At 42.3% G+C, this 15,002-nt stretch carries 11 protein-coding genes; 2 read left to right on the top strand and 9 right to left on the bottom strand.

The features are described from left to right. Positions 1–25 precede the first annotated feature (25 nt). On the top strand, positions 26–736 hold the full coding sequence (locus tag AAW12_RS12370) for a hypothetical protein (protein WP_046673945.1): 711 nt from the start codon (positions 26–28) through the stop codon (positions 734–736). Positions 737–744: 8 nt separating this feature from the next. Continuing rightward, complete coding sequence (locus tag AAW12_RS12365) at positions 745–1,023, top strand: hypothetical protein (RefSeq protein WP_046673944.1); 279 nt, start codon at positions 745–747, stop codon at positions 1,021–1,023. Between the two features lie 853 nt (positions 1,024–1,876). Here the strand turns inward: AAW12_RS12365 and AAW12_RS25495 are convergent. The 9 genes from AAW12_RS25495 to AAW12_RS12320 all read right to left on the bottom strand — a co-directional run bounded on the left by AAW12_RS25495 (position 1,877) and on the right by AAW12_RS12320 (position 15,002). Then, positions 1,877–3,145, bottom strand: a complete 1,269-nt coding sequence (locus tag AAW12_RS25495) for a family 16 glycosylhydrolase (RefSeq protein ID WP_053003665.1) — start codon at positions 3,143–3,145, stop codon at positions 1,877–1,879. Positions 3,146–3,315: 170 nt separating this feature from the next. After that, complete coding sequence (locus tag AAW12_RS12355) at positions 3,316–4,473, bottom strand: sialidase family protein (protein WP_046673943.1); 1,158 nt, start codon at positions 4,471–4,473, stop codon at positions 3,316–3,318. A 68-nt stretch (positions 4,474–4,541) separates the two neighbouring features. Further along, positions 4,542–6,530 (bottom strand): family 20 glycosylhydrolase, encoded by a 1,989-nt coding sequence (locus AAW12_RS12350; RefSeq protein WP_046673942.1) that lies wholly within the window; start codon positions 6,528–6,530, stop codon positions 4,542–4,544. 6 nt (positions 6,531–6,536) lie between these two features. Further along, positions 6,537–7,754: an AGE family epimerase/isomerase gene (locus tag AAW12_RS12345; RefSeq protein ID WP_084823157.1), complete on the bottom strand. Its 1,218-nt coding sequence runs from the start codon at positions 7,752–7,754 to the stop codon at positions 6,537–6,539. A 32-nt stretch (positions 7,755–7,786) separates the two neighbouring features. Then, complete coding sequence (locus AAW12_RS12340) at positions 7,787–9,892, bottom strand: GDSL-type esterase/lipase family protein (protein WP_197084029.1); 2,106 nt, start codon at positions 9,890–9,892, stop codon at positions 7,787–7,789. A 34-nt stretch (positions 9,893–9,926) separates the two neighbouring features. Beyond that, the gene (locus AAW12_RS12335; protein ID WP_046673941.1) at positions 9,927–11,162 is read right to left on the bottom strand and encodes an MFS transporter; all 1,236 of its coding nucleotides are present in this window, start codon (positions 11,160–11,162) and stop codon (positions 9,927–9,929) included. A gap of 51 nt (positions 11,163–11,213) precedes the next feature. Further along, entirely contained in the window at positions 11,214–12,353 is a 1,140-nt protein-coding gene (locus AAW12_RS12330; RefSeq protein WP_046673940.1) for a hypothetical protein, read from the bottom strand. Positions 12,354–12,441: 88 nt separating this feature from the next. Further along, the gene (locus AAW12_RS12325; RefSeq protein ID WP_046673939.1) at positions 12,442–13,362 is read right to left on the bottom strand and encodes a dihydrodipicolinate synthase family protein; all 921 of its coding nucleotides are present in this window, start codon (positions 13,360–13,362) and stop codon (positions 12,442–12,444) included. Between the two features lie 74 nt (positions 13,363–13,436). Further along, a complete protein-coding gene (locus AAW12_RS12320; RefSeq protein ID WP_046673938.1) occupies positions 13,437–15,002 on the bottom strand; it encodes a RagB/SusD family nutrient uptake outer membrane protein in 1,566 nt (521 codons plus the stop codon).

Below are 15,002 nucleotides of genomic sequence, written 5' to 3'. Positions count from 1 at the left end.
TAGAGGAAACAAGTTTAGACCCGTTATGAAAAATTGTACCCTACTATTCGTCCTATTTTTTGGAATTTATTTTTTTAAAATCCAGGCACAGCAACTTCACGACGGAGCCTATCTATATCAGGATGGCATCAATAAACATCTAATGCTCGTTAAAGATCATTATATCTCATTCATAAGTTACGATGATGTCAGAAAACGTTTTCAACACACCTGGGGTGGGCCACTTGATAAACAGCCTAATCTGATCAATATCGCCATCGAGTATAATTCACAGGATTCATCTGCGATCGGCAAAACAACCCAATTGCAGTATCGGAGTGAAGCAGACTCCCTTCGCCTAAAAATAGCCAATAGCTATCATCTCTATATTAAACAGAAAAAAGTCCCGCAAGACCTGGACGCACTTTGGCGTATCACTGGTCGCCAACAAGGAGAAAAAATGCAGGATATTCCGAAAGCAGACCGCAAAACAATCAAAATATTGGTTGATGGCTATTTTCAATGGATAGCGATTAATCCTGCACAAAAAGGTTTCTATGGTACTGGCGGGGGCAATTATCAATACGATAACAATCGGTATACTGAAAAAATACAGTTCTTTTCGAGAGACAATAATCGAGTTGGGCAAGAACTGGCCTTTGACGGTGAAATTGTAGATGGCAGATGGCAGCATAGAGGAAAAAGCTCGAATGGAGACGATATTTATGAAATTTGGAGCAAAGAAATAACAGAATAAAAAAATATATGACAATAGAAGAATTTCAATCACTTGAAAGTCCACTTCAGCATTGGACAGCGGTACAAAAGTCACTTTGGTATAATCTGAAAGGAAATTGGAAAACCGCGCACGACCTCATCGATCAATTGGGGGGAACCGACGCAGCACATGTTCATGCTTATTTACACCGCAAAGAAGGTGATCAATGGAATGCAGAATATTGGTATCGCCGCGCCAAACAAAATGTATACAGAGGCAATCTGGATGATGAGTGGAAAGAACTCTTCAAGTGTTACGCTGTGTAATCACAATTACCCTATTTTCGGACAGGGGCTGTTCTCTTTTATATACACATGCGGAAAGTTTGCCCAATAAAATAGGCGAAATTTTACCAAAAATTAACTCAATCCTTTTTCAAACTACTTAACATCTTTAAAAACATAAAAATATTACCAAATAAGATATAACATCAACCAAATCAAGTGATATTACGTAACAAAAATAACACAAAGAAAAATAGTATAAAACTAACAAGTAGAATGGCACAGATATTGAATATAGTCTACTATACTTGAGAAAGTATACTTTTCATAAATTTAGGTTAATAATTGGTTAGGTTAAACACTTGAAGTTCCCCACTTCAAGTGTTTTTTTTTTAATCCAATGCTTACCATCTTAACCCCACGCACCGCTTTTCTTTTTTAAGGGTCGTATCGCGTCACTCCCGCCATTTTTTTCCATTAATCTCTACCGGAACAAATGAGTGTAAAAGAGCAATCAAATTCGTCTTTTTCACAGTTCTTGTTCAGTGCTTGTTCAGTGCTCGTTCAGTGATTGTTCAGTGATAGCTCAGTGTAGACTGAATAAGCAATGATTAAATACTGTATAAATACTGATTGAATAGTGGGATTAGGTATACGTTGGTATTTGCATGTATCAAGATTAATATTTACCTTAACTATTTATAATCAATCAATTGCGACGACCATCACAAATAGTTTGAGGCCCAAATTTTCACTCAACGGTCCGACAAAGACGAACACTATGCCGCATAACTTGCTGAAGACCGTTTCCACTTCCTGATCTTGCGGAAATACAGTTGACAGCGAAAGAAATTTCAAGTCTCGTTGGCGAATATAAAAGCGAACAACCGTTGTTTTACAGTTTTTCTAAATAGAAATCATCACCATACACAGTACCGCTCAAGGGTTTATAGAAATAGACCGTAGCCGTAGTATTATTGGCGCCAGTTGTAAAAGTAACCGAATTATTGGAATAGCTGGTCGTACCAATAGTCGCATTGACTGCAGTTCCACCAAAGTTTTTGACGCCGATACTAACAGACTGGCCAGCTGTAGACACTTTGGCGTAGCCACCGAACCGATAGGTCGTATTTGGCGTTAAACCGGTCAGGTATTGTTCAATGGATGTCTCCCCGCCCGTTTCGCGGATGCATCTGCTTCCTGTCCGGGCGTCGGTGGAAACGACCGATGATCCTCCACCCCATGTTGTCCATGGATAGATGGTACCACTTTCGAAATCGCCATTGCTAAATAAAGGTAGCTTATACACACGTACATAATCAACCTGCATAATAAAGGGCAGGTCAGCATTTGTGATCGCTCCTGGCCATCCAGCTCCACCGGCCTGATTTAAAATCAGATAAAAAGGTACGTCAAATGGCCATTGTTGCGTTCCGCCACCAGAAACCCTTGCGTAGGTATACTGCAATACATTGTTGACGTAAAATCGAATGTCGTTAGGACTCCAGATCATCGTATATAAGTTGTAATCTGTCGTATTATAAGTGGCCGCTTTTGAAGCGGTGCTTCCACCATTTGCATTGGTAACCGAGCTATTATGGATCGTATGATACATCACACTTTCGTTGTTGACATGCTCCATAATATCAATTTCACCACAGGCTGGCCAGCCTCCATACGCCGTAGCCGGTTCGGGCATCATCCAAATCGCAGGCCAGGAGCCTCTTCCTTGTGTAAACTTAGCCCTCACTTCAACTTTACCATAAGTCATACTAAATTTTCCCATCGACTTAACTCCACCCGCATGATAGGCAACAGGATCTCCGGCTACAACAGCATTATCCATACGCAATACAAGATTGCTCCCGTCTTGGGATGCATAAACCGGCAAGGAGGTCATATACTTATTCCATGCGACAGTGCCCCTGTCTGCATAAGACCATTTTGTGGAATCAAATCCCCCGTTACTATTAAACTCATCCGACCAGATCAGTTCGTAATCTGTTGTCGCTACGGCAGTAGCATTGAATAGCTTAGTCGAGGCCTTCGCCTTACTGACTTCCGGAATCGAAGTTTTTGTTGTTGTCGAATCTTTTTTGCAGGCAAAAATAGACAGGCTAGTTGCGATTAGGCTCAGCACCAGCCAAAATTTGGTTTTTCTCATTTAGTTTTGGATTATTGGTTTTATTTTAAGTTTATAGCGTTATTTGACAGCCTGTGGAGCAAGCTGCATTAGAAACGAAGATTCATTTTTTTCTTTCATTCCTTCCTGTTTTAACCAAAAGGAAGAAATGAAAGAAAATGTGTATTATTTCCATAACACGATATGCCTGATTATTTAAAATTTACTGGCAGAAAGACAATTTTGCTGTAATTCTCTTTTTCAAATAGAACACCGAGTTTATTTTTATTTAAAAGTACTAAATCGGAATAAGCAGCATAATCCCCTTTCACACCTTCGGGAGCTTTGGCAACGACCTGATTGAAATACCATGTTTTGCCCTGATCTTTACTTAAACGAACGGTTAGATTGTCCCTTCTATGGGTTGATGCAGCATTACAGACAGCCAATACATATTTCCCTTTCTTTTGCCAGGAAAGTACCGAGCCCTGGTTGACTGGATCGGCCAGATTTTTATCATAATAGGTTGTATCCCAACTGACACCACCATCACTGGAATAGGACACAATCCTCGATTTTACGTTACCTTGTTGATTACGGGAATTCATATACAGTCCTGTATGCGATATTTGCGCGGCCATGGTTTCATTTGATCCTTCAAATTTCACGCTCGCCCCTATCTTGAAGGTCTTTCCATGATCGTCCGAATAATACGAATGCGCAAAATAGTCCTTGCCATTTTCTTTTGGATTTCCTTCAGAATGGTTAGCAGGAATATAAATGCGTCCTTTATACTTACCAGAATCAAATTGTAAAGCATGCCCAGGTGTATTCGCATAGGTTCGCCAATCGTTCTTGAAGGTATATTGCGCATTCACTGACGGTTGATTGGGGCGATGTGTCTCGAGCGTAATATTCTGTGGCTTGGACCATGTTTTACCGCCATCGGATGAACTAATTGACCAACATTCCCGCAGGCCATTCCCTTTGCGCACTTCTCCCTCATGATTATTTCCCGTATTGTAAAAAAGTAAGAGACGTCCTTGAGGATATGCTGGATCCAATAGATCAACTACAGGTGCCGGATTTCCGACCTGTAAATTATCGTTGTCCACAGCGACTTGCAATGGCCCCCAGGTCTTTCCATTATCCTTACTGGTTTTATAAACAATATCCACATTACCAAAATCGCCGGCATGATCCACCCGACCTTCGGCAAAAGCAATTAACTGCCCATTTTTATCCTTTACAATGGCAGGTATGCGATAGCTTTTATAGCCCTCTTCGCCTGAAACAAACACATTCACTTCCTGTGCATGGCAGATACTGGCTAACATTGCAAATACCACCATTGTTCCTAATTTCTTCATATCGATATAAGTTTATTGTTACTTTTCTTTAAAAATTTCATCTGCATTCATGCATTGTGATATACGATTTACTGCTCCCTTTCAATCGGGAGGCAGGTAAACATCCATTTTAGTGGATTTTGCCAGTCTTTCCCTTGTAATTTCCCCACGGGCAGTTTGACTACAATGGTATTCCAGCCCTTGCGCAATCGAATCATCGTAGGACTTCGGTAACTGTATCCCTCATCAATTAAGGGGATTTCAAGGTCTCCCCTTTTGCCCGCCTGTTGCCAATTTGGCGGAAGCACTTTATCTCCATTGACCCAAAGTGTGCTCATTCGATCGTCCCAGGTCCCCAAATAGGGTGAATCACTGGCATACGAACGCGAGAGATCATTAAAACCGATCCAAAAACCTTGGTTGCCCCCTTTTTCACTCCACACTTTGCTCAGGGCATACACGGTACTATTTTCAAGTGGACGATCAATCGCCCCCTCGACAACATCAGCCCACCAATGGCGCAATACAATGGTACCTCCGTAAAACTCGCCGATCTTTTTCAAAGCGTTAAAATCTCCCGTAGCTTCATTTTTTAAGGCCATACCCAGATCGCCTTTATTTTCCACAGGCCCGTATAATATCCATTTTTGCCTACTTTGTTGGTGGTAGGGAAAGATAAGACCATTAAAATACAGTTGTTTATGTGCAAGTAAACGCTTTTCAAATTCGACAAAATCAGCCAATCCTTTCACATCCGTTTTGATATTACTACGCCATGCAAAGTCCCCTCCGCCTCGCCAGCTGCGCTCCGCAAATGTCAATAAAGCGGGGTAAACTCCATTTTGACGAAATAGATCGTTTTCATTCTTCACCGCGCGATCGGGCCAAGAACATAGCGTCGCACCCATTAACTTTTCATTTTCTGAAGACTGTCCGCCCAACTGCCTATAGAACAAGGTCGTCACCGTTTCTAAAGGATCCATGTGATTGATGTACAAGTGCTTTGAATCAATGACTTCAAAAGGCGAATCATTGGTAATAGCTTTTGGGCCACCCATCCAAAGCTGCCGGATTGTGTTTGGCTGCAAATTGCCGCCGGGTTCCCAACCAATAGTTTTTAGACCCAAATCCTCCGTCCATGTTGTCATCATCGGTAAAAATTCTTGATTATGAATTTTCACCTCATCCCCCCCAATATGCAGATAAGGTAGTCCCGGATAAGTGTTTGCAAATTCCTTAACCAGTTCCTTGAGGATAGCTATGCCGCTATCGCTCTGCATATCAGTTTTAAAATAACGGCGAAATGCTGCTGAATGTCCCGGCATATCAATTTCGGGTACAAGTTGGATATGCCGATCACGACAATAGCGAATTAGTTCTTGCATTTCCTCAACGGTATAATACTTTCCCTTCCAACGCTTCATATTCGTCGAGTCGGTCAAACCGGGATATTTTTTGCTGATCAGTCGCCAAGCAATATCCTCGGTGAAATGAAAGTGAAAAATATTCAGTTTATAGCGCGCCATGATATTGATCTGCTCCTTTAGCACATCCATTGACTGAAAATTTCGTCCGACGTCTACCAAGTAACCGCGCCAGCGAAAGGAAGGATAATCGGTAATGGAGCAATAGGGCAACTTGCCATCATTGCCTCTGAGTTGACCCAGAGTTTGTAAGGCATAAAAAACACCGGTACTCGTTCTGGCTTCGATCTGTATTCCCTGTTTATCCACGTCGATCCGATAAGCCTCCAATGATGCCGAAGGTAGATCCAATTCCTGATCACAAACAATGGTGATATTTTTATTCTTGAAGTTGTCGAAAATAACCTGAGTTACATTCCAATCTTTCAACAAGAGGCTTAACATCTGCCTATCAGCATTTGCAACCTCCCCTTTGATATGCACATGGACAAGCTCCGGCAAACAATAACGCCCTGTTTTCCAGCTCACAGTATGGGGCATAGGAAGCAAAGGAGGTTTGATTGAATCCGGTAGACAGCGTAAAGAACTGATTAAAATAAGAATAACCAGCAGACCGGATAGCAATGTACATGTAATGGGCTTTTGGTGCTCCATAATCTTCTACTTAAGGGAATTAAATTCCTTTAAAATTTGCATACAATACCATTCTTGGCGAGGGAGATGGAAAGGACCTTTAAACAAATTCCCTTTTGCGGTTTGGGCAATCTTCCCATCACGATGGAGGTAACCATACCACTCACCATTGATTTTATCGTGAAAATGATCATAGGCATACTGATTGATCTGCTGATGCCAATTTTTATATTTCTCATTCCCAGTCATCAGGTAAGCGAGTAATGTTGCGATAATCGTTTCATTCTGCGGCCACCAAAACTTCATGTCTTGCCAATATTCTTGTACTGGCTTTCCATAGACATCTCGAAAATATAGTATACCACCATATTCTTTATCCCAGCCCCGTTCCCACATATAATCCAACATACGACAGCCTAGGTCAATCAAATATTGGTCGTTTCCCCGGGATCTAGCTTCATGCAGGATAAACCAAGCCCCTTCGATGGCATGTCCGGGATTGAGTGTACGACCGTCAATATGATCGACAATTTCACCTTCAGGTCCCACTTGTTCCATCACGCAGCGGATATCATCCTTAACAAAATCACGTTCAATCTGTGCAATACAATCACTGATGACATGATCACAACGCGGATCTCCAATGGTCTCACGAATCTGCTGAGCGGTGTTGATCATAATCATCGGCACACCGATCCCCTTCATTGGCCTTGTGGCTTCATACTTTGGTTCGATCAATTTTTCTCCATTTGCATACGCGAGGCAAATTCCCAGTAGATGTCGTGCTTCATCTGCTATCTCCTCGTCTCCAGTCGCTTTTGCATAGGCGGCAAAGGCGATTGCCGCGAAAGTCTCCGAAAAGAAATAGCGACGCATACGAATAGGATCGCCTAGACGGTCAACATGAAAATACATTTTTCCATTAGCGTCAAAACAATGCTCTTTCAAAAATTCATAGCCGATTCGGGCTCCTTCCAGCCATTCCTCTTTTTGCTCAACCGTATTGTAAAGTGTGGCCAGCAACCAGCATGCCCTTCCCTGTATCCATACGGCTTTATCGGTATCTATCAAAGTCCCATCCTGATCGCGCATGAACAAATACCCGCCACATTCATGGTCAATGGACCGTGGAAACCAAAATGGTACAGTGTCTTTTAAAAGCTGATCACGATAGAATACTTCCAAATCCTTCAAGTAATCCCTGTCTATTATTTTTGCGGTATCTTTTATACTTATCTGTTTCATCTGTTTTACTATTTACATCAATTCATTTCTATTTATTGAATCGTCAAATCGAAAGTGGATACCGGTGTTCCTATTTCATTTTGAAGATTTGCTCTACTGAACGGTTCGAATCCATACAGGATTTTGGTGATTTGGAAATTCGGTTTAATGATCTCGATGGTATTATCCAATAGGATATTTGCGCTTACATTGAAAATCCTTCCTTTATTGTCCATCAGCTGAAATCCTCTTACCGCTGTATTTTCCTGAGTTTTTAATTTTTTACAATGATCAAATATCAATACCAGCTTATCCTCATGAAGTGTACAACTGACCGGATCAGGATGATCGGCATTCAGCTCAACGTTATACAAGTGTTTCTGCACTAAATTTGCCAGGCGCTGGCCTACTGTAATCTTTTCACGGGGATGTACATCCAAAGAATCACCTACATCGAGCGTTACGGCCATGTATGTACCTTTAATACCCTTCTCCAATAAGCGTTGTGCGTTTCTAAAATCTCCCCATGAAGGCCTGTCTATACTGGAGAGCTGCGCGAAGAAAAAGGGCAGTTCTTGGTGAAAATTCTTCCGCCAGGAAGAAACCAATGTTTTAAAAAGACGTTCGTAAAGTTCTATATTATGCGCATTGCTTTCACCTTGATACCACAGTATTCCTTTCAACCCGGTGTTTAACCATTTGCTGACACCAGCTTCAAAATTGTAAGCTGGTTGATACGGATGACGTTGATTTTTAACGTTCGAACCAGCGAGATTCTGACCCGCACGTTCCCGACAGAACTCCTGCACAAAATCAGATTTTTGCCAGTTATGAATATAAGAAGTAAGCAAATCATCGTTTTCCAATGATTTACGGTCAATCCACGACTCCGTATTGGATCCACCGACAGACAGATCAATAATGCCAATAGGAATATGTTGTTCTCTGGCTATTTGTTCAGCAAAAGCATAAGCTACTGCAGAGAACTGTGCTGCTTCATCTTCATTCGCTTGCCTCCAGCTGCCGTTGAAATAGGCCAAATCGTTTACTTTTTTTAAGCTCGCGGTATCCCATGCAACAGCATTGGTCTCCACAAGATTTTGACATTTAAAAAGCCGCAGATGCTGTATTCTGCCGGCATTTCTGATCAACGAATCACTGTTTGTGGCACGGCGAAGTTGAAAAGCCATATTCGATTGTCCCGAAGCGAGATATACATCACCAAAAAGAATATTTTTCAACACTACTTTCTGTCTGCCAGAACTCACTGCGATTTCATAAGGTCCCCCAGCTTCCATTTTGGGTAACTTGATTTCCCAGGAACCATCAGGATTGACTTTAGTCTTATAGCTTTTCTTATTGAAAACGATGTTGATCTCAGCGGCAGCAGTGCCCTTACCAAAGATGCTATTCTCCCAATTACGCTGGAGCACCATATCCGAACCGATGGTTTCGGCCACTTGTAGTTTTTGGCTAAGAGGTACCAGTGCATTAGCCACCTGTCTCGCAATCATTGTTGCTCCTTGCTTATTTGGGTGCAAGTAGTCGTCGAAAAGATCTATTCGATACCGAAGCGGGGTGTTGAGATCAATCAGTCCGACTTGATTGTTTTGAGCAATCTGAGGAATCAATTCCTGAATCTGGTTGTACCAATCGCGGGTTCCTGAGAGAAAACGCGGATGACCGCTAAAAATAGGAGTCAATCGACAGATGTAAATTTGCATTTTGGGATTAACGGATCGTATGGAATCAATCAAATCCGCGTAATCTGATGCAAAGGAGTATTTATAATTTGGCCAGTTTCTCGGATCGGTATCATTGAGTCCCAAATGTATAATGGCAACATCGGGTTTAAAATCCAAGGTCTTCTTGTATTCCTCTGTTTTAAAATAAGGTCTATGCCCCTTACGTAAAAGAGTGGCTCCTGAATGGCCAAAATTACGTACTTCAAACCGCTGGCCCAACAATGACTGAAGCTGCCCTGGATAAGAATCCAGCCTAGGATTGCCGAGGCCATAACCAAAGGTTACGGAGTTACCAATACAAGCTACCTTTGTCCGGGGCTGTCCCAAGGAAATTAAGATGGAAAGGATCAAACAAAAAAGTAGGCCTCCTTTTTTTGAAATACTGATAAGCATTATGTCGATGAAGGGTTTCATATTCATGATCTATTCATTCAAGAGATAGCTGTGGTTACTTTTCCAGTGTTTTCGGTTTAAGAAATAGGATTTGCAAGAGCAGTGCTAACAGTACCGCAGCCCCCAATAATGCAAAGCCTAACCCAAAATGGCCTTCATCCTTAAATCTTCCCAGCCATTGTGTGATGACAGCTCCAGCAAATACACCTACCATATTCATAAAGCCATAAGCGGTTGCCCGCAAATTTTTGGGAACAACCTGACAAAGAATAGGCATATTGTTGGCATCGAAAATACCAAAGCCAATTCCAAAACAGACTGCCGCCCCCACAACCGCAGGTAAGGTCTGACCTAACCCTAAAAACAATAAAGCCGGTATAGTCAGTCCAAGGCCAATGGCACTGGTATAGATGCGACCTCGGATATGCTTTTGCACCCATCGGTCACTGAGTATTCCGCCGACGATAACCCCGATAAAGGATGAGATCGCAATTGTGATTGTCGACAATGGACCTGCACTGGCCATTGGAATATTTAGGCTATCTGCAAACAATGTTGGCAGCCAATTTTTGATAGCCCAGCCAGGTAAGCTTGGAGCGGCGAAATAAAACAATAGAATCCAGAATGCTACATTGGAAAATAGCAGCAGTAAGCTTTTAGAGAGGGGTAATTGATCTTCTGAAGTACGCTCATTAGTTGACGGTTCGTGTTTCTTCTCCAGGAGCAAGACTGCAAGTAGGAAGGCATAACATATTCCGATAATTCCAAACCAATGAAAAGCGGTATGCCATCCTTTTGAAGCGGCCAATGTTGCACCAAAACCGCCCAAAGCCTGCCCCGTATAGAGTCCTGTCATATGTAGCCCAATGGCCAGCGATCGATTTTTTCCAGTATGGTAATCGGCGATCAAGGAAAGGGCTGTCGGGATATACAGCGCTTCACTAAACCCCATAATAGCCCTTAGTACCAATAGTGTTGTGTAATCGTGCGCCATCCCCATACCATAAGTTACCGCTGACCAAACAAAAAGACTACCTACGATCAGCCATTTTCTATTGCTACGATCGGCAACGATACCCGCTATCGGACTCATAAGACCATAGATGTAAAGAAACACGGCCATCAATACACCAAAAGTCTCAGCACGCTGCAACTGTGGAATATCGACCTGCATGGCTTCGCGCATAGTGGATAGCATCTGCCGGTCCATATAATTCAGCAGGGCTACACCCCAAAGGAGTGCTACAACGAGCCACGGGTAAAAAGATTTATGTCGTAAAGAAGAGATCATCTTAAGCTTTATCAGGGTTATATGAATTTTTTATATCTTATTTTTTCAATCCTATTTATTAGAAAATGTCGCTACCAAAATCTTAGGCGTACGAATACCAGCCTTAATTTCGCCGCTAGGCAGAATGATCATGTCGTCCCAGACCACCGCTGTCGTCGTCACCGCCCCATCCGATGGCAGATCCGCCATCCGGCTCCATTTTTTAAGATTCAAATCATAGCGCCATATTGCTCTACCGAAACCAGGATGATTGATTTGCAATTTGTTTTTAGCATCAATAAGTTGCTGTCTCTTCGATGGATTCGCTTCCTTTTTAGCGTCAAAGATCAACGATTCCACCCGATGGAAGGTATCACCCCGATCTGCGCTCAGCAACCATATTCCTTGGTCGGGTAATAAACATGCGGTTCCTGCCGCAGCAGGAAAAGGAACGTCCGCCTGTTTAGACCAGGTACTGCCATCATCGGTAGAGCACCATAATTCATGGTATAACGTTGAAGGACCCTGCGAATTCCCCTTTCTTCCACCCAGTAGATAAAGATTATTTTGGTTATCAGACAACAATTGTACATGGGAGACGGCATAGGGTAATTTCCCCACACAGCCCCATCCTTTTTCAAGATGCGCCAGATCCAATTGCAACACTTGGTCCGATACCGTATCCTGCTTTTCACCACCGACGATGACGAGTTTATTCCCATGAACTACCGCTCCCATATTGGCAAGCGGAAATGGGAGATCCGGAAAGTCTGACAGCGAAATTTTCTTGTTAGAGCCATCATATTTAATTAGTCTACAAGCAGCTGTTTTTCCTTCAGGAGTCTCTCCACCGATAACCAGCAATCCATCGGGTAGACTCAGGCTGGCAGCGTATGCAACCGCCATAGAAAGACTATCCTGCGCTGCTAAGCGTAGTCTTACCCCTTCTTTTCTGTAAATAAATACTTCTTTTTGGATCTCTTTCGCACCACCTTCCCAGGGTGGTAAATGTGGGAAATTCGCTCCACCGGCAATCAGGAGACAATTGCCCGTAACACCAGCTATTGGTCCTGCCAGACCAATATGCGTCTTTCCATCTTGCATAGCCGGCAGCGTAATGCCTTTATGCCATTCCAATTGACCAACTTGCGCATCAACAGCACCTGTAAACAGTATTCCCACGATAACTCCCATCCAATGTTGTTTTGTCATATCTTTTTATTGTTGAACATACACGCCAAGCTATTCTTAGTTATCTCCTGAGGGAAACACGTTAGCCCACAAGAACAAGTGAGCTGACTTAATGTGCGCAAAAACCCTGAAAGCCAACTTTTACCGCATCTTCCGTAAACAGTTCAAACTGCTCAACAGACATATTTTTCACGGGCAGTCTAAAAGCTCCGCAGTCAAGCCCAATTAATTTCATATACGCTTTCCCTACTGAAATACCACCGTACTTCCCTAACAATGTGATCATATCGATAGATTGCTGCTGCAAAGCATTCGCTTTGTCAAGCTCTCCCTTATCATAAGCCTCCATAAGATCAAGGTATAAAGGTGCGGCGTAGTTATAGGTACTTCCGACAGCTCCTTTGTTACCTAATACTAAGGCGGACAGCATATTCTCATCTCTTCCCCATAACATATCATACTTGCGATCTGCGTAATTCATACAGCTTAGAAAATCCATAAAATCTTCGTGTGTATATTTGATTCCCTTAAAATTGGGTATCACCCCATCAATCTGCTTCAACAGGTCGATCATCTGGAAATTTCCGCCGGTCAATACAGGAATATGATAATAATAGAAAGCCGTATTCGGTGCCGCTCGTGCAATTTCAACACAACATTTTGCCAATTGATCCACATTAGCAGGTTTGAAATAAGATGGCGCAGTAAATGACACGACATCGACCCCTGCTTGCTCGGCCAGCCCGGCCAATTGTTGGCATTCTTTGATATTTGTTCCCCCCAGAAGCATCATGAGTGTAAATGCATCATCCTCTTTTGTCAATCTGGCCCAAGCCGTCATCACTGCAACTTTTTCCTCAAAAGTCAACGACACCCCTTCTCCGGTAGAGCCACAAATAAAGGCACCCGTGACGCGGTTGCGCTTTAACATCGCATAGTATTGCGGAATCAGCTCAAGATTCAATTCTCCGTTTTCATCGAAAGGAGTAAATGGCGCTGCAATTAATCCTGAGATTTTTTGATTTAGCATATGGTATTTTATATAAAAAGTTAACAATATCCTGTCTCAGACCTTCGCGTGGGATTAAGACAGGCTATTCGTTTTTAGGTTCCCTTATAACCTGGATTTTGCTGATCATTTAATTTGGGATCTACAGTAAGTGTCCCCAAGTCTATTGGCCATAAGATTTTGTGTTTCTGACCATCAATATTGTTCAATACGCCGACTAAGTTCAAATCTTTACGAAACACCAATGGTTTTCCAGCAGAATCCTGCATGCGTCGCAAATCGAACCATCGCTTGCCCTCGGACACAAATTCCTTTGTACGTTCATAGAAGATCGCTAATTCGTTTGCCTCAAAACTGCTATTTATAAACAAAGGTGCTTTTCCAGCGTAGGCACGATTACGTACAGCCATGATTTCAGCAGTTGGATCCTCTCCCAATTTATTCTTAATTTCCGCCAACAATAAATAGGCTTCCGATAGACGATAAACAGGATAATCATCAGAATAGTTACGAACGCCGTCTATCAAAGTTCCCAAGAATTTTCTAAATACTATGGCAGATGTATTTCCTTTATTAAAATTAAGGAATGTTGCATTTGCCCTCGTATCAGCCTTTTCATATAATCTATAGAGGTCCATTTTATACTCGTAACGGATCAAACCCGTGGATCCAGTCTGAAGAGGATCTTTTGGAATTGCCTGCCCATTATCATCTACATAGCCTGTAATATCATCACTTGCAGCATAAATGAAATTACTGAAAAATGAAGTCGCTTCTCCATTTAGGTAACGAAGTACAAAGATCATTTCAGTATTACCTTTCATCGCTGGTACACTGGCAGATTTAAAGGCCTCTGCAAAATTGCTGACAAGCGTATATTTAGGAATTACTTCTTCTATAGCGGCTTTTGCAAGTTTTAATTCCGCAAGACTATTCTCTGGGGCCTTTCCATCCACATCAACTTTGGCCGACCATAAATATACCTCCGTTTTTAACATTTTTGTTGCCGCCAAAGACCATTGTGCTTTTTGATTTTTAGTCTCGTAGTTTCCTGAAAACGATTTTTCCGATTTATCAACTTCCGATTTGATAAAGTCTAAGGTTTCTTTTTCCGTTTCTGTTCGCGCCTTATATGCTTCTTCTGCCGAGGTCGGGGTATTAATTGCTGCTTGTGGTTCTGTCACCAAAGGCACCCGACCATAAGTTCTAAACAAATAGAAATAATAAAAAGCACGCAGTCCGTAGGCTTGCCCCAAATAGTAGCCCTTTTGCACATCTGTCAAATAATCGGCTTTCTCAACCTGATAAATAAAATTATTTACCTGAAAAATTGGCGCGTACAATCCAGCCCAGCCCGATATGCCAGGAGAGCTTTCACGAATATCCTGTGTAATTATACCTGCTGAGTTCAATGATGCTGTTCCTGTAAAACTGGTACCATCTCGTAAGGTTCCCCCACGCAGTTCACCCAAATTCCATAAGTTTTGCTGTTGTCCACGCAACTGAGTATGAAGTCCCAACATAGCTCCAGCGACCTGCTCGTTGCTTTTCCAGAAACTCCCGCTGGCAAAGTAATCCTCGGGACTAAGGTCCAAGTCAATTTCTTTACAAGAAGAAAACAGAAAAACTACAAGACCTATATATATAAATATCTTTTTCAT

This window comes from Sphingobacterium sp. Ag1 (genome assembly GCF_000988325.1).
GTDB lineage: Bacteria > Bacteroidota > Bacteroidia > Sphingobacteriales > Sphingobacteriaceae > Sphingobacterium.
This window is presented reverse-complemented; position numbering and strand designations above follow the sequence as displayed.